General features: G+C 66.1%; 15 protein-coding genes. 8 read left to right on the top strand and 7 right to left on the bottom strand.

Annotation, left to right across the window (positions count from 1 at the left end):
* Positions 1–75: 75 nt before the first annotated feature.
* The 3 genes from GHK24_RS06940 to GHK24_RS06930 are packed head-to-tail and all read right to left on the bottom strand — an operon-like array spanning position 76 to position 5,564.
* On the bottom strand, positions 76–2,550 hold the full coding sequence (locus GHK24_RS06940; protein WP_153471077.1) for an EAL domain-containing protein: 2,475 nt from the start codon (positions 2,548–2,550) through the stop codon (positions 76–78).
* Positions 2,551–2,553: 3 nt separating this feature from the next.
* Positions 2,554–2,994 (bottom strand): response regulator, encoded by a 441-nt coding sequence (locus tag GHK24_RS06935; RefSeq protein ID WP_153471074.1) that lies wholly within the window; start codon positions 2,992–2,994, stop codon positions 2,554–2,556.
* Positions 2,991–5,564: a sensor histidine kinase gene (locus tag GHK24_RS06930; RefSeq protein WP_228384576.1), complete on the bottom strand. Its 2,574-nt coding sequence runs from the start codon at positions 5,562–5,564 to the stop codon at positions 2,991–2,993. The genes GHK24_RS06935 and GHK24_RS06930 overlap by 4 nt, the downstream gene beginning before the upstream one ends.
* 332 nt (positions 5,565–5,896) lie before the next feature.
* On the opposite strand from GHK24_RS06930, the gene xth reads away from it, so the two are divergent.
* The 8 genes from xth (at position 5,897) to GHK24_RS06890 (ending at position 13,288) form a co-directional block, all read left to right on the top strand.
* On the top strand, positions 5,897–6,673 hold the full coding sequence (gene xth, locus GHK24_RS06925; RefSeq protein ID WP_153471067.1) for an exodeoxyribonuclease III: 777 nt from the start codon (positions 5,897–5,899) through the stop codon (positions 6,671–6,673).
* 159 nt (positions 6,674–6,832) lie between these two features.
* Positions 6,833–8,056, top strand: a complete 1,224-nt coding sequence (locus tag GHK24_RS06920) for a glycosyltransferase family 9 protein (protein WP_153471064.1) — start codon at positions 6,833–6,835, stop codon at positions 8,054–8,056.
* Positions 8,047–8,538: a GtrA family protein gene (locus GHK24_RS06915; RefSeq protein ID WP_153471061.1), complete on the top strand. Its 492-nt coding sequence runs from the start codon at positions 8,047–8,049 to the stop codon at positions 8,536–8,538. The genes GHK24_RS06920 and GHK24_RS06915 overlap by 10 nt, the downstream gene beginning before the upstream one ends.
* 1 nt (position 8,539) lies before the next feature.
* Complete coding sequence (locus GHK24_RS06910) at positions 8,540–10,246, top strand: ArnT family glycosyltransferase (protein WP_153471058.1); 1,707 nt, start codon at positions 8,540–8,542, stop codon at positions 10,244–10,246.
* A complete protein-coding gene (locus GHK24_RS06905) occupies positions 10,243–11,607 on the top strand; it encodes a sialidase family protein (RefSeq protein ID WP_153471055.1) in 1,365 nt (454 codons plus the stop codon). Before GHK24_RS06910 ends, GHK24_RS06905 begins: the two co-directional genes overlap by 4 nt.
* Positions 11,600–12,196: a hypothetical protein gene (locus GHK24_RS06900; protein WP_153471052.1), complete on the top strand. Its 597-nt coding sequence runs from the start codon at positions 11,600–11,602 to the stop codon at positions 12,194–12,196. The genes GHK24_RS06905 and GHK24_RS06900 overlap by 8 nt, the downstream gene beginning before the upstream one ends.
* Positions 12,193–12,882, top strand: a complete 690-nt coding sequence (locus GHK24_RS06895; protein ID WP_153471049.1) for a Crp/Fnr family transcriptional regulator — start codon at positions 12,193–12,195, stop codon at positions 12,880–12,882. Before GHK24_RS06900 ends, GHK24_RS06895 begins: the two co-directional genes overlap by 4 nt.
* A 217-nt stretch (positions 12,883–13,099) precedes the next feature.
* Positions 13,100–13,288 (top strand): YgaP family membrane protein, encoded by a 189-nt coding sequence (locus GHK24_RS06890; protein WP_153471046.1) that lies wholly within the window; start codon positions 13,100–13,102, stop codon positions 13,286–13,288.
* A 50-nt stretch (positions 13,289–13,338) separates the two neighbouring features.
* Here the strand turns inward: GHK24_RS06890 and GHK24_RS06885 are convergent, their stop codons facing one another.
* The 4 genes from GHK24_RS06885 to GHK24_RS06870 all read right to left on the bottom strand — a co-directional run bounded on the left by GHK24_RS06885 (position 13,339) and on the right by GHK24_RS06870 (position 17,559).
* Positions 13,339–13,575 (bottom strand): RNA-binding S4 domain-containing protein, encoded by a 237-nt coding sequence (locus GHK24_RS06885; RefSeq protein WP_153471043.1) that lies wholly within the window; start codon positions 13,573–13,575, stop codon positions 13,339–13,341.
* 75 nt (positions 13,576–13,650) lie between these two features.
* Positions 13,651–14,154 (bottom strand): hypothetical protein, encoded by a 504-nt coding sequence (locus GHK24_RS06880; RefSeq protein WP_153471040.1) that lies wholly within the window; start codon positions 14,152–14,154, stop codon positions 13,651–13,653.
* 25 nt (positions 14,155–14,179) lie between these two features.
* Positions 14,180–16,237 (bottom strand): FeoB small GTPase domain-containing protein, encoded by a 2,058-nt coding sequence (locus GHK24_RS06875; protein WP_340666129.1) that lies wholly within the window; start codon positions 16,235–16,237, stop codon positions 14,180–14,182.
* A gap of 104 nt (positions 16,238–16,341) precedes the next feature.
* Positions 16,342–17,559, bottom strand: a complete 1,218-nt coding sequence (locus GHK24_RS06870; protein ID WP_153471037.1) for an exo-beta-N-acetylmuramidase NamZ family protein — start codon at positions 17,557–17,559, stop codon at positions 16,342–16,344.
* Positions 17,560–17,573 lie beyond the last annotated feature (14 nt).

Below are 17,573 nucleotides of genomic sequence, written 5' to 3'. Positions count from 1 at the left end.
GCACCGGCGGCGTCTCACCGGCGCCGGCCGGAAAAGGCGGGCGGCGTCGATACGCGCCGCCGCGCACTGCTGCGCTCAGGCGACCGGCGAGCCAATCAGGCGCGCGCCGTCCTGCAACAGGCAGCCAAAAGCATCGGCCGGCATCGGCCGAGCAAACAGGTAACCCTGCATTTCGTCGCACTCACGCACTCGCAGGTAGTCGAGCTGCGCCTCGGTTTCGACGCCTTCCGCGATGACCTTCAAACGCATGCGGTGCGCCAGATCGATGATCGAGACGGCGATCATCGCCGCTTCTGGCTCGGCGGCGAGATTGCGCACGAAGGATTGGTCGATCTTCAGCGTATCGATGGGGAAGCGGCTCAGGTAGGCAAAACTCGAATAGCCGGTACCAAAGTCGTCGAGCGAGAGTTTGACGCCGATGCGCTTCAAGGCGTGCAGTGTGGCGATGGTCGCCTCCGGGTCTTCCATGAGCATGCTCTCGGTCAGCTCAAGTTCCAGCGCGGCGGCAGCAACCCCATGGCGGGCGAGCGCCTGCGTCACCACATCGGCAAGATCGCCGGAGGCGAACTGGCGCCCCGAGACATTGACGGCGAGCCGCAGATCGGGGCGACCGTCATCGCTCCAGGCGCGTAGCTGGCGGCAGGCGCAATCGATCACCCAGGTACCGATAGCGACGATCAGGCCGGTTTTTTCGGCGAGCGGGATGAAGCGGCCGGGCGCCTCCAGACCACCACCTTCGCGCTGCCAGCGGATCAGCGCCTCGGCGCCAACGACGCGGCCACTGCGCAAATCGACTTTCGGCTGGTAGTGCAGCAGAAACTCGTTGCGCTCAAGCGCGCGGCGCAGCGCCGCCTCCAGCTCCAGCTGCGCCATCGCCTGCACGTTCATGTCGGCGGTGTAAAAGCAGAAGCGGTTGCGCCCCTGCCCCTTGGCCTGATGCATCGCCGCGTCGGCACCGCGCAGGAGGTCGGCGGCGCTGCTGCCGTCTTCCGGAAAGATGCTGATGCCGATGCTGGCGCCGACGAATACCTCGTTCTTGCCGTCCAGGCGGAAGGGCTGCGCCAGTATCGCCAAAACATCGCGGGCCACGACGGCGGCCTCGTCGGTATTGATGACAGGTTCGAGCAGGAGCAGGAATTCGTCGCCGCCAAAGCGGCCCAGCGTGTCGTCGTCACGCAGCCGCTGACGCAGACGCTGCGCCACATCGATCAGCAGGCGGTCGCCGACGACATGGCCGAGGCTGTCGTTCACCGTCTTGAAAAAGTCGAGGTCGATGAACAGTGCGGCCGCGCGTCGCCCATGCCGTTGCGCACGATCGAGCGCGTGCTCGAGGCGCGATTGCAGGAGCAGCCGGTTGGGCAAGTCGGTCAGCGGATCGTAGTGCGCCAGATGCGCCAGTTGCTCCTCGCTGCGCCGTAACTGACTGATATCGCTGAAGACACCGACGTAATGTGTCGGCCGACCGAAATCGTCGCGCACGGTCGAAATATTCACCCAAGCCGGATACACCTCGCCGTTCTTGCGCCGGTTCCAGATCTCGCCGTGCCACTGCCCGGTGCCCAGCAGGCTGGCCCAGAGCGCCTGATAGAACTCGTCGCCGTGCCGCCCCGAGCGCTGAATGTTGGTTTGACGGCCAAGCGCTTCCGCCTCGCTGTAGCCGCTGATGTCGGTAAACGCCTTGTTGACCGCCAGCAGACGCCCGTCCAGCGCCGCGATCATCACCCCCTCGAGGGTGCTCTCGAAAACGGTAGCTGCCTGCCGCAAGCGTTCCTCGGCGTCGTGGCGTTCGGTGACGTCCTCGACCACGCCAACGTAGCAACTGGGCGTGCCTCCGGTCGCAAGAACGGGGAAGCCGCGATTGGTCACCCAGCGCACTTCGCCGTCGGGGCGCAGCACGCGATAGTCGAGAGAAAACGTCTGTCCGGCGGACTGCGCCTCGTTCGTCAGGCGCATGACCCATTCGCGGTCGTCGGCATGGATGTCGTCGAGAGAGGCGCGCGGATTCTGATAGAGCGAGGCGCAGGAGCGCTGCCAGATGCGCTCGTACGCCGGGCTGACGTAGAAAAACTGGGTGAAGCCAACGTTGGCCATCCAGATCGCTTCGGTGATGGTGCCGGCAATCAGGCGAAAACGCTCTTCGCTCTGCTGCAACGCCTGCTCGGCCACCCGCCGCGCGCGATGCTGGGCGGCGTCGCGCAGGCCACGTTCGATGGCGGCGCCGAGCCGCGACAGATTGTCCTTCGGCACGACGTCCCAGACGCCGTCCTTCAGCAGGCACACCGCGACTTCTTCGCCGACGTAACCGGAGACGAGAATCACCGGCGTGTCAGGAAAGCGCTGGCGCAGCAGTGCGAGCGTCTCGTGAAACACCAAGGACGGTATTTCATAGTCGCTGAGAATGGCGTCCCAGACGCGCTCGTCCAGCGCCGCCGCAAGGCTCGCCGGATCGTCGACACGGACGATGGTGGCGTCGACTCCCTGGCGCTTCAGCTGACGCACGATCAGCTGAAAATCGGCCAGCGAGTCTTCAATGGAGAGGAGATGAATCATGCGCTACCTCTCAGGCGGCGGCTCGTTGGTGGCGAGCCAGTAGATGCCGAGATTAGCGACGGTTTCGGCGAATTCGGCAAAATCGAGCGGCTTACGGACAAAGCTGTTGGCGCCGCCCTCATAGCTGCGGATGCGGTCGCGCTCCTCGTCCGACGAGGTCAGGATCACCACCGGCAGCAAGCGCGTGCGCGGATCGGCGCGCAGGCGCGTCAACACCTCGAGGCCGGAGAGGCGGGGCAGCGCGATGTCGAGCAGCACCACCGTCGGCAATTCCACGGCTGCGCCGGTGGCGAACTCGCCTTCGCCAAAGAGATAGTCGAGTGCTTGCTGACCGTCGCGCGCAACGTCGATCTGGTTCGCCAGATTGATCTTGCGCAGGCCGCGCAGGATCAGCATTTCGTCCTGAGGATTGTCTTCGACCAGCAGGATTCCTCGTTTGCTCATGATGCCTCTCCATCCTTGCCGACGCTCTCGGCGGGGTTGATCGGGAGGGTGTCGCCGTGTGGTGCGCTGCTGGCTGCGAGCGGGCCGGCTACGGCGCCCTCCTCGGCCAGCACAGCCGGCAGCGCAAAGCAGAAGCTCGCCCCCTGCCCCGGCGTGGCATGCGCGCAAATGTCGCCGCCATGGCGACGGACGATGCGCTGCACGGTCGCCAGACCGATGCCGATACCGGGAAACTCATCCTGCCGATGCAGCCGCCGGAAGGGCTGGAAGAGCTGCTCGGCGTGCGCCATGTCGAAGCCGGCGCCGTTGTCGACCACGCAAATGCCGGGCATGCTGGCAACCTCGCCAGCCCGGACGCAAATGCGCGCCGCCGCCGTGCGGGCGGTGTATTTCCAGGCGTTGCCGAGCAGATTGAGCATGACGGCTTCGACAAGGCGGGCATCGCCATGCACGCGAAGACCGGGCTCGATCTCGATCTCCACCACGCGCGCGGGGTCGGCGAGGATCAGATCCGCCAGAAGGCGGCGCGACATCTCGGAGATGTTGACGACATCGCGGTGCAACTCGCCGCGCATGCTGCGCGACAGGGCCAGGATGCCGTCGATCAGATCGCCCATCTTGCGACTGGCGATGATGATCTGGTCGAGATACAGGCGCGCCTCGCCGTCGAGTCGCTCGCCATAGTCCTCGAGCAGTGCCTTGGAGAAACCATTCATCGCCCGCAGCGGCGCCCGCAGGTCGTGCGAAACGGCGTAGGCGAAAGTGTCGAGTTCCTGATTGGTCGCGATCAGGTCGGCGGTGCGCTGCTCGACGCGCTGTTCGAGACTGGCGTTGAGTTCATGCAGAGCGTCGGCGGCCTCTTTGCGCTCGGTGATGTCCTGCACGGTGCCGTGCAGTTCGACGATGTCGCCGCTAGCATCGCGCGTCGCTTCGCCGCGCGCGGTGATCCAGCGATGCGTGCCATCCGGGCGCACCACCTCGGCATCGACGGCGTAGGGGATGCCTTCGCGCATCGCCGCTTCGATGATGGCGCGCATCTCCGCCCAGCTCGCCGGCGTGAAGTACGACTGCACTTCCGGAACGCCGGCCGGCGGCAGTGCCGGATCGCGGCCGTAGATACGGTAGATCTCTTCCGACCAGCTATGCACGTCACGCCGCAGATCCCAGGACCAGTTGCCAATGCCGGTGAGCCGCTGCGCTTCGCTGAGCGTCGCCTCGCGCGCCTTGAGGGCGAGTTCGGCCTGCTTGCGCCGCTGAATGTCCTCGACCACCGAAATGAAGTAATCGGGCTGCGCATCCTCCCGCCGCACCAGCGCCACCGTCAGGTTGATCCAGACCAGTTCGCCGTCCTTGCGCACATAGCGCTTTTCCATTGAGTAGGTCGACAGTTCGCCGGCGAGGATGCGGCGCACGAACAATAGATCGCTGTCGAGATCGTCCGGGTAAGTGATGGCCTGAAAATCGAGCGCCAGCAGTTCCTCGTGCGTGTAGCCAACGATGTCGCAGAGCTTGTGATTGACGCGCAGCCAGCGCCCTTCCGGATCGACCAGTGCCAGCCCGACGGCCGCCTGCTCGAAGGTGGCGCGAAAACGCTGCTCACTCGCGCGCAGGGCAAATTCGGCAACGCGGCGGCTCTCTGCCGTGACATCGAGAACGTGGCGAACCGCCGCCACTTCGGTAATTTCGCTGAGCGGCAAGGCGGCCGTCGTCGGCTCCGTCAATGCGCGCAAATCCTCGCCGAGTCGGCGGCTGCCCGACAGGGCACCGAAGACGCCCGTGACGGTCGCCAGCAGCAGGGCAGCGACAAGGCTGAGCCCTGCCACGAGCATCGGCGTCCGGTAAAGCTCGCGGGGAATTTCCAGCGTCACCGTCCACGGCGCCACCTTCGAGGCGACGACGAAACGCCCCTCGGCGTCGACATCGCGGGCGGAATCGAAACCAGCCGGAGCGCGCCGCGCCAGCACGACGCCCGCCCCGTCGCGCAAGCTGATCGCCCAGCCCGACGGCAGGGCGACCTGATCGAGCAACTGCTGAAACTGCGCCAGTTCGACAATGGCAATCACGAGAAAAGCGACCCGCCCGCCGCGCAGGCCGGGTACCGCAACGGCGATCAACGGCTCCTTGGCCACCGGCCCGATGAAGCTGTCGCCTACCGCCGGCTCACCACTCGCCAGTGCCAACGGCACCGCCGCCCGTCCCGCCGGGCGAGGCATTGGCGGCAACTCGCTGCCGAAGGGCTGCCGGGTATTGAAGAGCAAATGCAACTGCGGATCGGCGAGCGCGACGTGACCGCCAAAACTCTGCCGAAAGCCCAGCGCCTCTTCGTAGAGCGCATGTCGCAAGGCTGGATCGTTGGCCAAGGGCGACACGGCGAGGAGGTTGAGCGCGCCGATACGCGCCTTCAGCCCGAGATCGAGCGCAGTGGCGAAATTGCGGGCGACGTCGTTCGCCTGCTGAGCGTTTTGCTCGCGCGCCGAGCGCACGCTGTCGACAACCAGATAGGCGGACAGCGCCAGCAATGGCAATATGCACAGCCAGATAAGCCGGATCAGAAACCTTCGCAGCGACATGCGCCCCCCTGCGGGTTGGAATACACAACGGGTTGTTGTGCTGGCGTTGATGCGTTCGGAAGTTCTGTTGCCTGATTGCGTAGTCGGCATGCTGACGGAGGCCGCACCCCGGCGGCGTCAGACGCTCGACCTGTGACTCGCGCGACATCTGCCCGCGCCGCGCGTCGCGACATGGCGTCAAGTTATTCGGCATAACCCACACCTTACTTCACAACACTGATCCTGTTGGTTTTTTTCACCACCGGCAACGACCGGATTACCGCTCAGCGCCCCCTGCCGGCATCACTGCCCTGCCGCTCCCGCAAAACCCCTCAAGCACCGATGACACGACCATGAAAATTGCTGCCTGGAACGTCAACTCCCTGAAGGTCCGCCTGCCACAACTGCTCGACTGGCTCGCCGTGCAAAAACCCGACGTCATTTGCCTACAAGAGACGAAACTTGAGGACCACAAGTTCCCCAATGCTGAAATGGAAGCGGCCGGATACCACGTCGCCTGCAGCGGCCAGAAGACCTATAACGGCGTCGCCCTGCTCGCGCGCGCACCAATGACGGACGTCGTCTGCGGCAATCCGCTGTTTCCGGACGAGCAAAAGCGCCTCATCGCCGCGACCATCGGCGGCGTGCGCGTGATCTCGGCCTACGTGCCGAACGGCCAGTCGGTCGACAGCGACAAATACGCCTACAAGCTCGCCTGGCTCGACGCGCTGGCGCGCTGGCTGGAAGACGAACTGCGCCGCCATCCGCAACTGGTGATCGCCGGCGACTTCAACATCGCCCCGGAAGACCGCGACGTGCACGATCCCGCCGCCTGGGACGGACAAGTGCTGTGCTCGGCGCCGGAGCGCGCCGCCTTTCAGCGTCTGCTCGCGCTCGGGCTGGCCGACAGTTTCCGCTGCCACCCGCAAACCGAAAAAAGCTGGTCCTGGTGGGATTACCGCATGGCCGCCTTCCGCCGCAACATCGGTCTGCGCATCGATCATGTGCTGCTGTCGACGCCGCTCGCCCAACGTTGCTCGGCTGCCGGCATCGACCGCGACGTGCGCGCGCTGGAGCGCCCCTCGGATCACGCGCCGGTATTTGCGCAAATCGACGCGCCCGCCCCATGAAATGGCGTGCCCGGCGGCATCGGCAACATTGCACCGGCCTGTCGACTCGCCGATAATGCGCGGTTAATTGTGCGAGCAGCTTGGCCTTTGCTTGGCGACATGCCAGGAAACGTTCGGCGCTTTTTCGTCTATTGAATTTCTGGCTGCGCTGTTGACCTCATGAACATCAAATTCCAGCGTGCCGTCGACCGCCTTGCCGGCGTTCCGATCTGTGCTTTTCTCTCGCTGCTCGACGCGCTGTTCGGAAAGAAGGTCGGCGCACTCGTACCGCGCCGCATCCTCGTCATCCTGCTGTCGGAAATGGGCAGTCTGGTACTCGCCCAACCGATGTTCGCGCGCCTCAAAGAGAAATACCCCGGCGCCGAGATTCACGTCATGCTCTTCGCCAAGAACCGCGAAGTCCTTGATCTGCTTGATGTCGTCCCGCCTGCCAACATCATCACGCTCAACGACCGCTCGCTTGGCGCCTTCGTCAGCGACAGTCTGCGCGCCATCGCGCGTACCCGCGCGCTCAAGCTCGACGCCGTCATCGATTGCGAGCTGTTTTCGCGCGTCAGCAGCATTTTTTCCTACCTGTCCGGAGCGCGTCTGCGCGTCGGTTTCCACAGGCACACGCAGGAAGGCCTCTACCGCGGCGACTTCATCAACCGGCCGGTGCCGTACAACCCGTACCGGCATCTGACGCTGCAATTCCTGACGATGGTCGCCGCCCTCGAATCGTCGGCCTACCCGCTCGGCAAGGATGCCGCGCCCGTCACACCGCAAGACCCGCCGCATCTGCGCTTCGCCGACGGCGAACTGGCGGCGATGGCGGCACGCGTACATGCCGATTTCCCCGCCACGACCGGCAAGCGGCTGGTGCTCGTCTATCCGAGCGGCGGCATCCTGCCGATCCGCGCCTGGCCGTTCGAGTCGTACGCGACGCTCTGTGCAGGTCTGCTGGCCGCCGGCTACGCGGTTGGCGTCATTGGCCTGAAGGACGACCGTCCGCTCGGGCAGGCGCTCGTCGCCCATTGCGCCAGCGATCTGTGCATCGACCTCACCGGCTACACGAAGTCGGTCCGTGAACTGCTGGCGCTCTTTCATCGTGCCGCCCTGCTTATCACCAATGACGGGGGGCCGGGGCAGTTCGCCGCACTGACGCCGATCCCATCCATCGTCTTTTTCGGCCCCGAGACGCCGCAGCTCTATCGCTCGCTGTCGGCGAACGCGTATTGCTTCCATACCCCGCTCTCCTGTTCGCCGTGCCTGACCGCCTACAACCATCGCCTGTCATCGTGCGACGGCGACAATCAGTGTCTGAAACAGATTTCGCCTGAACAGGTGCTCGCCAAGGCGCAGCAGATGCTTGCCTCGCCGGACGGCCAGCCGGTATGCGCCTGAACGACACCGCCGCCCGTCTCGCCGGCCACCCTTGGGCACGGCGCCTCCTGCGCGTGCGCTTCCTCAAATTCGGTCTCGTCGGCGCCTCGGGCACCTTCGTCAACCTCGGGGTGCTCTATGTCGCGCAGGAGTATCTCTTTCGCACGCTGCTGCCGGACGGCATCCGCCTCGATGCCTCGCTGGTGCTCGCGATCTTTTTTGCGACGGTCAATAATTTCCTGTGGAACCGAGCGTGGACCTGGCGCGACCGCAAGCATCAGCATCGTGACCTCTCGCGGCTGGCGCAATTCGGACAGTACGCGATGGCCTGCTGGGTCGGCATTGCGCTACAGATTGCCTTCACCAAGATCCTCGTCCTCTATCTCCATTACCTGATCGCCAACGGCATCGCGATCGTCTTCGCCAGCGTTTTCAATTACGTGGTCAACGACCTATGGACTTTCCGCCATCGCAAGGCGCCCCAGCCCAAGGCGGGGAGCTGACATGACGCCGCTGCCGACACGCCTCACGCGCGGACGCTGGCTGCTCTACGCTCTCGCCGCACTGCTCGCCGTCCTCGTCTACTTCTTCGACCTCGACGGACAGCACATCCCGAAAAACGGCGACGAATACCCCTACGAACACATCGCGCGCATGACGGCCGCCTCTGGCCACCTGTTGCCTTTGCAGTCCGAACTCGACGACATGCGCAACACCAAGCCGCCGATGCTCTTCTGGCAGGGCATCGCGTCGACGAACTGGGGCGCCGACTGGACGCTCTGGCATCTGCGCTACCCGAGCGTGATCTACACGTTGCTCACCGCGCTGATGGTCTTCCTGCTCGCGACACGGCTGGCGCGCGATCCGGGCAAGGGCTTTCTCGGCGCGCTCGCCTTTCTCGCTTTTTTCAGCACCTATCGCTTTGGCCGCCCCTTCCTGACCAATCCGCCGGAAGTGTTCTGGCTGTTCCTGCCGCTGTTCATCCTGCTTTACTGGGGGCGTGCCGCCTTCGCCTCGCGCAGCCTGCCGCTCCTGCTCGGCGCCGTCATCGGCGTCGGCCTGCTCTACAAGTCCTTCGCCCTGCTTCTGCCGATCGGCCTGTGTCTGGCGCTCTGGTATCTGGCGCAACGTCAGTACCGCCTCGGCCCGTTCTTGCGCAAGGACCTCTGGAAGCTCGCCGTGATCGCCGTCGTCGCGCTCGCCGCCTTCAGCCTGTGGTTCGCGCTCGACCCGCAACCGCAGGAAATCTGGCGCGAATTCGTGCTCAAGGAAAACGCCGGCAAGTTCGACCCGCACAGTTCGTCCGGCTATCTCTCGAAGCTGCTCTGGGGAACGTCGAGCTTCTGGGTGCTCGTTCTCGGCTACCCGCTCAACGCCGGCCTGCTGGCCTTCCCGGTGATCGGCCTGATGATCGGCGCGCTGCGCCAGCGGCACACGCTGAGCGACGCTGAAAAGCTCCTGTGGATCTGGGTGCTCGTGCTGCTCGTCGTCTTCAGCCTGCCGAGCCAGCGCTCCGCACGTTACCTGCTCGCCGCCATGCCCGCCATTGCCGTACTCGGCGCACTCGGCTGGCAGCGCATCAGCCGCGCCTGGTTCGTCCTCAGCCTCGTCATCGTTGCCGTCGCCGTCGCCGGGCTGGCCTACCTCTCCGTCCGCCTGCAGGCGGCCATGCCGGGAGAGGCGCTCTATCCGCTGCTCACCTGGCTGCTCTACGGCGCCACGATCCTGCTCGCGCTCGCCGCCATGGTGCGGCCCGCGCTGACGCGCATCGGCAGCTGCGTCGCGGTCCTGCTGGTCTTCCTCTCGCTCGCCGCCTTTCTGCGTCCTTTCGACGGCGCGCTGGGGCAGTACCCGCAGGAGACGCAACGCCGCCTCGCCGGTGCCGAGGTCTGGGTGCCCTACGATTTCAACGCCAAATACGAGCTGTACCGCTTCCTCCTGCCGGGCGCGACGATTCGCGGCTATGTCGAGGAACGCGAGGAAAACATCGCCGAGCTGGCGAGCACCTACCCGATCTTCGCCGTGCGCGTGCCGCTGGCGACCGAGTCCGGCGAACGCTGCGAAGTCATCGGCCAGCGCCTCGATCTGCGCGGACGGCAAACCGACGCCGAAATCAAGGCGATCCTGCACGGCAAGGTGCTGGAAAACCTGTTCCTCAAGGAGCTGCTGATGGAATGCCCCGCAGCCACGACGCCGGCGCCGCGCCCATGAGACGAAAACGAAGCACGCCACACGCGGGCTGGCGGGCGCTGACGCTGCTGCTGCTCGTCGTCGCCTTTGGCGCCGGCGCCCTGCGCGTCTGGCATCGCCCGCCCGCAGCCAACTTCCTCCCGTCCGCCAGTGACATCGCGACGAGCGCCGCCAAGACTGACTCTCCGACAAGCGACGCACTGGTCTCGCGCTTCGTTTCGCCCATCGCCGGCCCGCACCGGCACGCCGCCTCGCTCGTCGAACTCAAGGACGGGCGCATCCGCGCCTTCTGGTTCTCCGGCAGCCAGGAAGGCGCCCCCGATGTCGAGATCCGCAGCGCCGTCTTCGACCCGCGCCGCGGCGAATGGAGCCCGGAAGCGCGCGTGACCGACCGCTTCGACACCGCGCGCGGCCTCTGGCGCTACGTCAAAAAACTCGGCAACCCGGTCGCCGAGCGCGCCGCCGACGGCAGTCTGCGCCTCTACTACGTCACCGTCTCGCTCGGCGGCTGGGCCGGTAGCTCAATCACGACGCGGCGCTCCGACGACGACGGCGCCACCTGGAGCGCGCCGCAACGCCTGATTACCTCGCCATTCCTCAACCTCAGCACACTAGTCAAGGGCACGCCCTTCCACTACGCCGACGACAGCATCGGCTTGCCGGTCTATCACGAGTTCATCAACAAATTCGGCGAGATTCTGCGGCTCGACCGCGACGGTCGGCTGCTCGACAAACAACGGCTGAGCGTCGGCCATCTCGCGCTGCAACCGGTGGTTCTCGTCCGCGATACCGAACACGCGCAAGTGCTGATGCGCCACAGCGATGGCGGGCAAAACCGCGTCATCGGCAGTTCCAGTGACGACGGCGGCCGGCACTGGACGCGCCCCAGCGAAACCTCGCTGCGCAACCCGAATTCCGCCGTCGCCGGCGTTGTTCTGGCCGACGGCACCTTGCTGGCCGTGCTCAACGACATCGAAGGCAACCGCGATGCCCTGTCGCTGCTCGCCTCCACCGACGGTGGCGCGAACTGGCGAACGCTGCGCGTGCTGGAGGATCAGACCGACCGGCACGGACAAGAGCTCGATGTCGCTGCCTATCGCCGCCGCGTCGCCGAACTGGCGCGCGCCGACGGCGCCGATGCCAGCGCCGCCGAGGCTATTGCCGAGGCCGCTTCCACCCACATGTGCCCGGACGCGCGTTGCGGCTTCGAGTTCTCCTACCCTTACCTGATCCTCACCGCGCGCGGCGACGTCGAACTCGTCTATACGTGGAACCGCAGCTACATCAAGCACACGAGCTTCCCCCGTCACTGGCTGGCGCAACGCCTGCACGAGACGACGGACGCGGCGACAACGAAGACGGGGGAGGCGGCGCATGATTAATCCCAGCGATCTGTGCGGACTGGGCGGCGTCGCGCTGACCATCGCCGGCACGCTCGTCCTGATGCTCGGCCGTCTGCCGTTTTCGCGGCGCGTGCTCCTGGGTGTGGGGACACTTCTTTTTGTGCTCCTGCTCCTGCCCTTCGGCGATCTGCCGCTGGCGGCGTATCCGCGCGGCATGGTCGGCGATCTGAGCATCAGCACGCTGCTGCTCGTGCTCTATGCCCTCGCGCGCCGCGGCGGCCTTGGCGCGCCGATCGATCCCGCGCGCCGCCTGCTGGCGCTGTTCATCCCCGTACTTGGCGCACTGATGCTCTACCCGCTGGCGCTGGGCGCCGCGTATTACGACCCCTATCGCTGGGGCTTCGGCGAACCGGCCTTTCTCGGCAGCCTGCTGGTACTGAGCCTCCTCGCCTTTGCCGCCCGTCTGCCGCTCGTCGCCGTCGCCATCAGTCTGGCGGTGCTGGCCTGGGCGGCCGGCGTGTATGAATCGCGCAATCTCTGGGATTACCTGCTCGACCCCCTGCTCGCGCTATACGCCTTCGCGGCCTGCCTGCGGGCCCCCTTTGCCCGGCGGGCGAAGGCGTATTGAGCGTGAGCGCCGATCACGCCACCTCCCGCCCCGCCAGCCCATTGCTGGCGCGCTACCCCGTGCTCACCGCGCTGCGCGCTCAGGATCTGGCGCCACTGCTTGACGCCGACGCCTATCTGCGACTGCCCACCGGTAGCGAACTCTTTGCCGAACACTCGCCGTGCCGGGGCTTTCCGCTCGTCATCGACGGAACGATCAAGGTCGTCAAACGCGCAGCGAACGGGCGAGAAATGCTGCTCTATCGCGTTGAAGCGGGCGGCTCGTGCATCATCACCTCGAGCTGCCTGCTGGGCGGCGCGGCTTATTCGGCGTGTGGCGTCGCCGAGACGCCGCTGACGCTGACCCTGCTGCCGGAGCCGCAATTCACGCGTCTGCTCGGCGATTGCGCGCCTTTTCGGCAGTTCGTCTTCCATCTCTTCGCGCAACGCATCGCGCACCTGATGCAGCGCGTCGAAGAAGTCGCCTTCGTCCGCCTCGATCAACGTCTGGCGCGCCTGCTGCTCGCGCGCGGCGACGACATCCACGCGTCGCAGCAACTGCTCGCCGACGAACTCGGCAGCGTGCGCGAGATCGTCAGCCGCCTGCTCAAGGGATTCGCCGACGCCGGTTGGGTAGCGCTGGGGCGTGAGCACATCCGGATTCTCGACCGCCCACGCCTGCGCGAATTCGCCGACGCCGAACGGTAATCGGCGCAGCGTAAGGCGCAGGTGCGGCAACAGAAGCCACAAGCACGCCCGCTCACTTCGCGTACCACCGCCTTGGCGCCCGCCTGTGCCGGCGAGGCCTTGCACACTCCCTGTCGCCCCTCATCGCCGTGCGTCTGCGCGTATGTGACTCAGGTTACATACGCGCAGACGCCAGCCCCGTACGCTAGCGCGACGATCAATTGACGGGAGAATCATCATGAACGCAAACGTGGGCGGCATCGACCGCAGCGTACGTATCGTTATCGGCGCCGCACTCGTCGGCGCGGCGGCGGCCGGCATCATCGGCGCCTGGGGCTGGCTGGGCCTGCTACCGCTCGCCAGCGGCCTTTTCTCGCGTTGCCCCGCCTATCCGCTGCTGGGCATCAACACATACCGCAAACGCTAAGGCCTGCGCTCCTGCCCTTTTGGGCAGCGCGCGGTCTGCGGCGGCGGGGTTCAAGCAGCGCCGGGCCCCGTCACCGCGACAATGCGGATTTCCTCGTCGCCCACGCGCACCGATTCGCCGCCTCGCAGCTTGCGCGTCTTGCGCGATTCGACGACGCCGTCGACGCTGACTTCGCCAGCGGCAACCATTGCCTTGGCAGCGCCGCCCGAGGAGGCGAGCGCCAGCAACTTGAGCAGGACATTCAGTTCGATGAATTCCCGGTCGAGGGGGAAGGTGTGCAGGGCCATGCGTATTCTCCGTCAGTGAGGCGCGAGCCGCCGGGGCGGGCGGGACTGGTCAGGGCGAGTCGTGACGACTCGTGACTACTCGGGGCGCCGGAATTCGTTATCGACCCAGGCGCTGGCGCTGGCCGCTGAAAGCACGAAGCCAGCGTCGACACGGACACGCGCAAGTTCGTCCCCGGCGGCGTCAAACGCCGCCAGAAACGCGTGTGGATCGTCTTCATCGGCGACGATATCGAGCGTGATGCGCAAGCGCCCGGTCGCCTGATTGAGCGTCAGCGCCTTGTGCAACTGCGCGTGGCGCGCCTGCTCGTGGCGGCGCAACACCTCGGAAGCCGTCTTGACCAGTGTGGCGAACGCCGCCGCATCGAGCGGCTTCGGGTTCTTCTTGTCGCGCCCCATGGTCCACGGGCCGACCAGCGCCGGCTCCGCTTCGCCATCCAGCGTCATCGACACCGCCCAGCCCTCGTCGTCTTCGTTCTTGATGACGCGCGCCGTCCAGCCCTTGCCGGACCAGAGACGTGCTTCGTTGATCGGCGCATCGCACTCGGCGATGGAGTCTTCGGTCAGGGCGCTAGCGTTCATGCGCCATTTTACCGCGTCGTCCGCCTCAGAACGTCCATTGCAGCAAGCCGGCCGCGAGGCGCGCCAGCGCCGCCAGAATCAGCGCGCCGACCACCGACAGCGCCGCCGAATACAGCGCCTCCCGCCGCCCCAGCGTTTTCAGCATGACGGCGAAGGTCGACAGGCAGGGAATGTAGAAAGTGAGGAAAACCAGAAAGGTGAAGATCTGCGTCCGATCGAGCAGCGGAACGATGTCCTGCGTGCCCAGCGCCTGATAGATCATCAGCAGCGACAACTCCTTGCGCAGGATGCCGAACAGGATCGGCACACCAAGCACCAGCGGCAAACCCAGCCACCAGACGGTAATCGGCGTCAGCGCCGTATTGATGACGGCATCGGCGCCAAAGTGCCCAAGCAGCGCCAGCACGATGCTGCCCGCCACCAGCAGGGGCGTCACGACGGTGACGATATCGCTGGTGCGCTCCCAGGTCTTCTGCCCGAGCGCCCGCCAGGTCGGCAGCGAATACGGCGGAATCTCCTGCACCAGACCCGGCGCACGATCGGCGTAGCGCCGCGCCAGCAGACGCCCGAGAAAGGCGATGACGAGCAAGGTCAGCATGAAGATGGCGAAGACGCCCGCCGCACCAAGATACTTGCCCCCCAGGGCGAGGATCAGCGCCGAGCGCGCCGAACACGGCACGAAGGTGATCAGCGTGGCAGCGACGACGCGTTCGCGTCCCGACGCCGTATTCGCCACCGCCGCGATGGCCGGCACGTTGCATCCGAGACCGATGAGGAAAGGCACGGCGACGCCACCGTGTAGCCCGATGCGGTGAAAACCGCGATCGACGACGAAAGCAACGCGATGCATGATGCCCGACTCTTCCAGCGCCACCAGCAGGAGCACCAGCGGAATCATGTACGGCACGACGATACCGATCAGGCCGACCAGACCGTCGGCCACCGCCCGCGCGACGACGCCCGGCGTCGACGTCGGCTCCCATTGCTGCACCCACTCGGCCAGTGGCGCCGACGTCAGCCCATCGAGAACGCTACTGATCTCGAAGACGACAAACAGCACCAGCGCGAACACCGCGAGGCTACCCAGCAAGCCCCAATGCGGGCTGAGAAAAAGCTGATCGAGCCAGCGCCGCCAGCGCACGCCCTGATCGGGGCCACGCGCACTGGTGACCGCCTCGAAGAGCAGCGCCGCGCGAAAATGCCGGTCGGCGTGCAACTCGTCGGACAAGGGGCGCGGCAAAGAGGCGTCGGCCTCGGCGCGAATCGCCCGCAGGGGCGCTTCCAGCGCAGGAAAATGGGCGTGCAGCTCGGGCAGGAAGTAGTCGTCGTTCTCCGCCAGTTGCGCCACCAGCAAGGCGGGCGGCATCTGGAACGCCGCTTCGACCTCCGGCTGTCCGACCAGCTGGCTGATGCGGGCCAGGCTGTCGAGCAAGTGCTTGCTCGGCGCCTGCGGCAAAGGACAGCGCGGCTCGCGGGCCGCCGCCACCGCCTCCTCGAAGAGCGCGGCAATGCCCTTGCCCATCGGCGCAACCGTCGGCACCACCGGCACGCCGAGCCGTTCGCTGAGCAGGCGCACGTTGATGAACAGCCCTTTGCGCCGCGCCTCGTCGAGGTGATTGAGGGCGATCACCATCGGCCGCCCGAGCAGGCTTAGCTCCTGACTGAGTTCGAGATCGAGTTCGAGGTTGGTCGCATCGACCACCTGAATGATGACGTCGGGCGCCGGAAAGGCGCTGAGCGGTTGCTCGCCCTCATGACGAGCGATCAGCGGCCACTGGTCGCCCCACAGCAGGTACATGAGGACGACGCGGTCTTCTTCGCGCAGATGTTGCAGCGAACGGATCGACGGCAGGTCGACCAGGGAAATCTGATCGAGGCCCACCTCGACGACGCACTCCTGATAGGCGCCGCCGAGCCCCGCCAGACGCTCATGCCGCGCTGCCGGACTGGCGGCCGCTTCAAAGAGGGTGGTCTTGCCGGTACGGTGCCGGCCCACCAGCGCCACGCGCGGACGACGCTCGCCACGGAGCAGCGGACCACGCAGCGGAATGCTAGCGATTTTCGTTTGGGAGGCTTTTTTCACTCCCCGAAGCTTAATCGAAAGCGCGGCACTCCGCCGGCTTTCGTGCACATGTCAGCCGCCGGCGGACCGCCATGGATGCGCCATGGACACTCTACAGTCCTGCCTCAGTAGAGCAGGAAGGGACGGCGGCGCGCCTCCCAGGACTGCTCGTCGGCAAGCGCCAGCACCTCCAGATCGGCCGGCGTCGCCGTCGGCGAATCGACCCATTCGCGCAGCAGCGGGCTGCCGTTGATGAGGTCAATCGCCAGCCGGTCATGCTCGTACTCGTAGGCGAAATCGCGCCACAACGGATAGTCGGGCGTAAGCCGCCGCAGTGCCTTGAAGGCCAGCGCCTGCAGCCGCCAGGGGCGGAAGGCGGCGTGCACGTAGAAGGCCGGATCGTCGACGTGAATCTGCACGCCCTGGCACAGCTGGCCGGCATGTTTGTGAAAGGTCGGCTCGAAGCAGCAGGGACGCAGCACAGCGCCCGCCAGCCAATGTTCGGCGCCATCCGCGGCCAGCCGGCGCATCTCCGCCAGCAGCGCCGTCGCGTCGATGTCCGGAGCACCGAAGAGTTCGAGCGGCCGGGTCGTGCCGCGCCCTTCCGAGAGCGTCGTGCCTTCGAGCATGACGGTACCGGGATAGGCGCGCGCCATGAAGAGACTGGGGGCATTCGGGCTGGGGTTGATCCAGCTGCGCTCGCCCAGCGGCCAGCCAAAGCCGGGCGCGGCGTCGGCTTGCCAGCCGTTCATCGTCACCACGTGCAACTCGAGGTCGAGCCCGAGTTCGGCAACGAACCAGCGCGCCAGCTCGCCCAACGTCAGGCCGTGGCGCATCGGCAGGGCACCGGCGCCGACGAAGCTCTCCCATCCGTCGCGCAGGAGAAGTCCTTCGACCGGCCGCCCGACCGGATTGGGGCGATCGAGCACCCATACCGCCTTGCCATGCCGGGCGGCCGCCTCGAGCACGTAGCGCAGCGTCGTGACGAAGGTGTAGATACGGCAACCGAGATCCTGCAGATCGACAAGCAGGACATCGAAACTCGCCATCATCGCCGGCGTTGGCCGACGCACCTCACCGTAGAGGCTAAAGACGGGAATGCCATGACGCGGATCGACGTAATCCGGCGACTCGACCATGTTGTCCTGCTTGTCGCCGCGCAAGCCATGTTGCGGGCCAAAGGCCGCCGTCAGCTGCAGATCGGGCAACACCGCCAGCACGTCGAGCGCGTGCGTGAGATCCCGCGTCACCGACGCCGGGTGCGCCAGCAGCGCCAGGCGGCGCCCCGCCAATGGGCGGCGCAAGGAAGGATCAGAGAGAAGACGTTCGAGACCGTTCTGCATGAGGCACTCTTCGG

Source organism: Rhodocyclus gracilis, from assembly GCF_009617575.1.
Lineage (GTDB): Bacteria > Pseudomonadota > Gammaproteobacteria > Burkholderiales > Rhodocyclaceae > Rhodocyclus > Rhodocyclus gracilis.
The sequence above is the reverse complement of the archived record's forward strand: the minus strand, read 5'-3'. Positions and strand labels throughout refer to the sequence as shown.

Coding starts and splice junctions, on each gene's coding strand:
- GHK24_RS06940 (WP_153471077.1), bottom strand. CDS start 2,550: ATGATTCATCTCCTCTCCATTGAAGACTCGCTGGCCGATTTTCAGCTG.
- GHK24_RS06935 (WP_153471074.1), bottom strand. CDS start 2,994: ATGAGCAAACGAGGAATCCTGCTGGTCGAAGACAATCCTCAGGACGAA.
- GHK24_RS06930 (WP_228384576.1), bottom strand. CDS start 5,564: ATGTCGCTGCGAAGGTTTCTGATCCGGCTTATCTGGCTGTGCATATTG.
- xth (WP_153471067.1), top strand. CDS start 5,897: ATGAAAATTGCTGCCTGGAACGTCAACTCCCTGAAGGTCCGCCTGCCA.
- GHK24_RS06920 (WP_153471064.1), top strand. CDS start 6,833: ATGAACATCAAATTCCAGCGTGCCGTCGACCGCCTTGCCGGCGTTCCG.
- GHK24_RS06915 (WP_153471061.1), top strand. CDS start 8,047: ATGCGCCTGAACGACACCGCCGCCCGTCTCGCCGGCCACCCTTGGGCA.
- GHK24_RS06910 (WP_153471058.1), top strand. CDS start 8,540: ATGACGCCGCTGCCGACACGCCTCACGCGCGGACGCTGGCTGCTCTAC.
- GHK24_RS06905 (WP_153471055.1), top strand. CDS start 10,243: ATGAGACGAAAACGAAGCACGCCACACGCGGGCTGGCGGGCGCTGACG.
- GHK24_RS06900 (WP_153471052.1), top strand. CDS start 11,600: ATGATTAATCCCAGCGATCTGTGCGGACTGGGCGGCGTCGCGCTGACC.
- GHK24_RS06890 (WP_153471046.1), top strand. CDS start 13,100: ATGAACGCAAACGTGGGCGGCATCGACCGCAGCGTACGTATCGTTATC.
- GHK24_RS06885 (WP_153471043.1), bottom strand. CDS start 13,575: ATGGCCCTGCACACCTTCCCCCTCGACCGGGAATTCATCGAACTGAAT.
- GHK24_RS06880 (WP_153471040.1), bottom strand. CDS start 14,154: ATGAACGCTAGCGCCCTGACCGAAGACTCCATCGCCGAGTGCGATGCG.
- GHK24_RS06870 (WP_153471037.1), bottom strand. CDS start 17,559: ATGCAGAACGGTCTCGAACGTCTTCTCTCTGATCCTTCCTTGCGCCGC.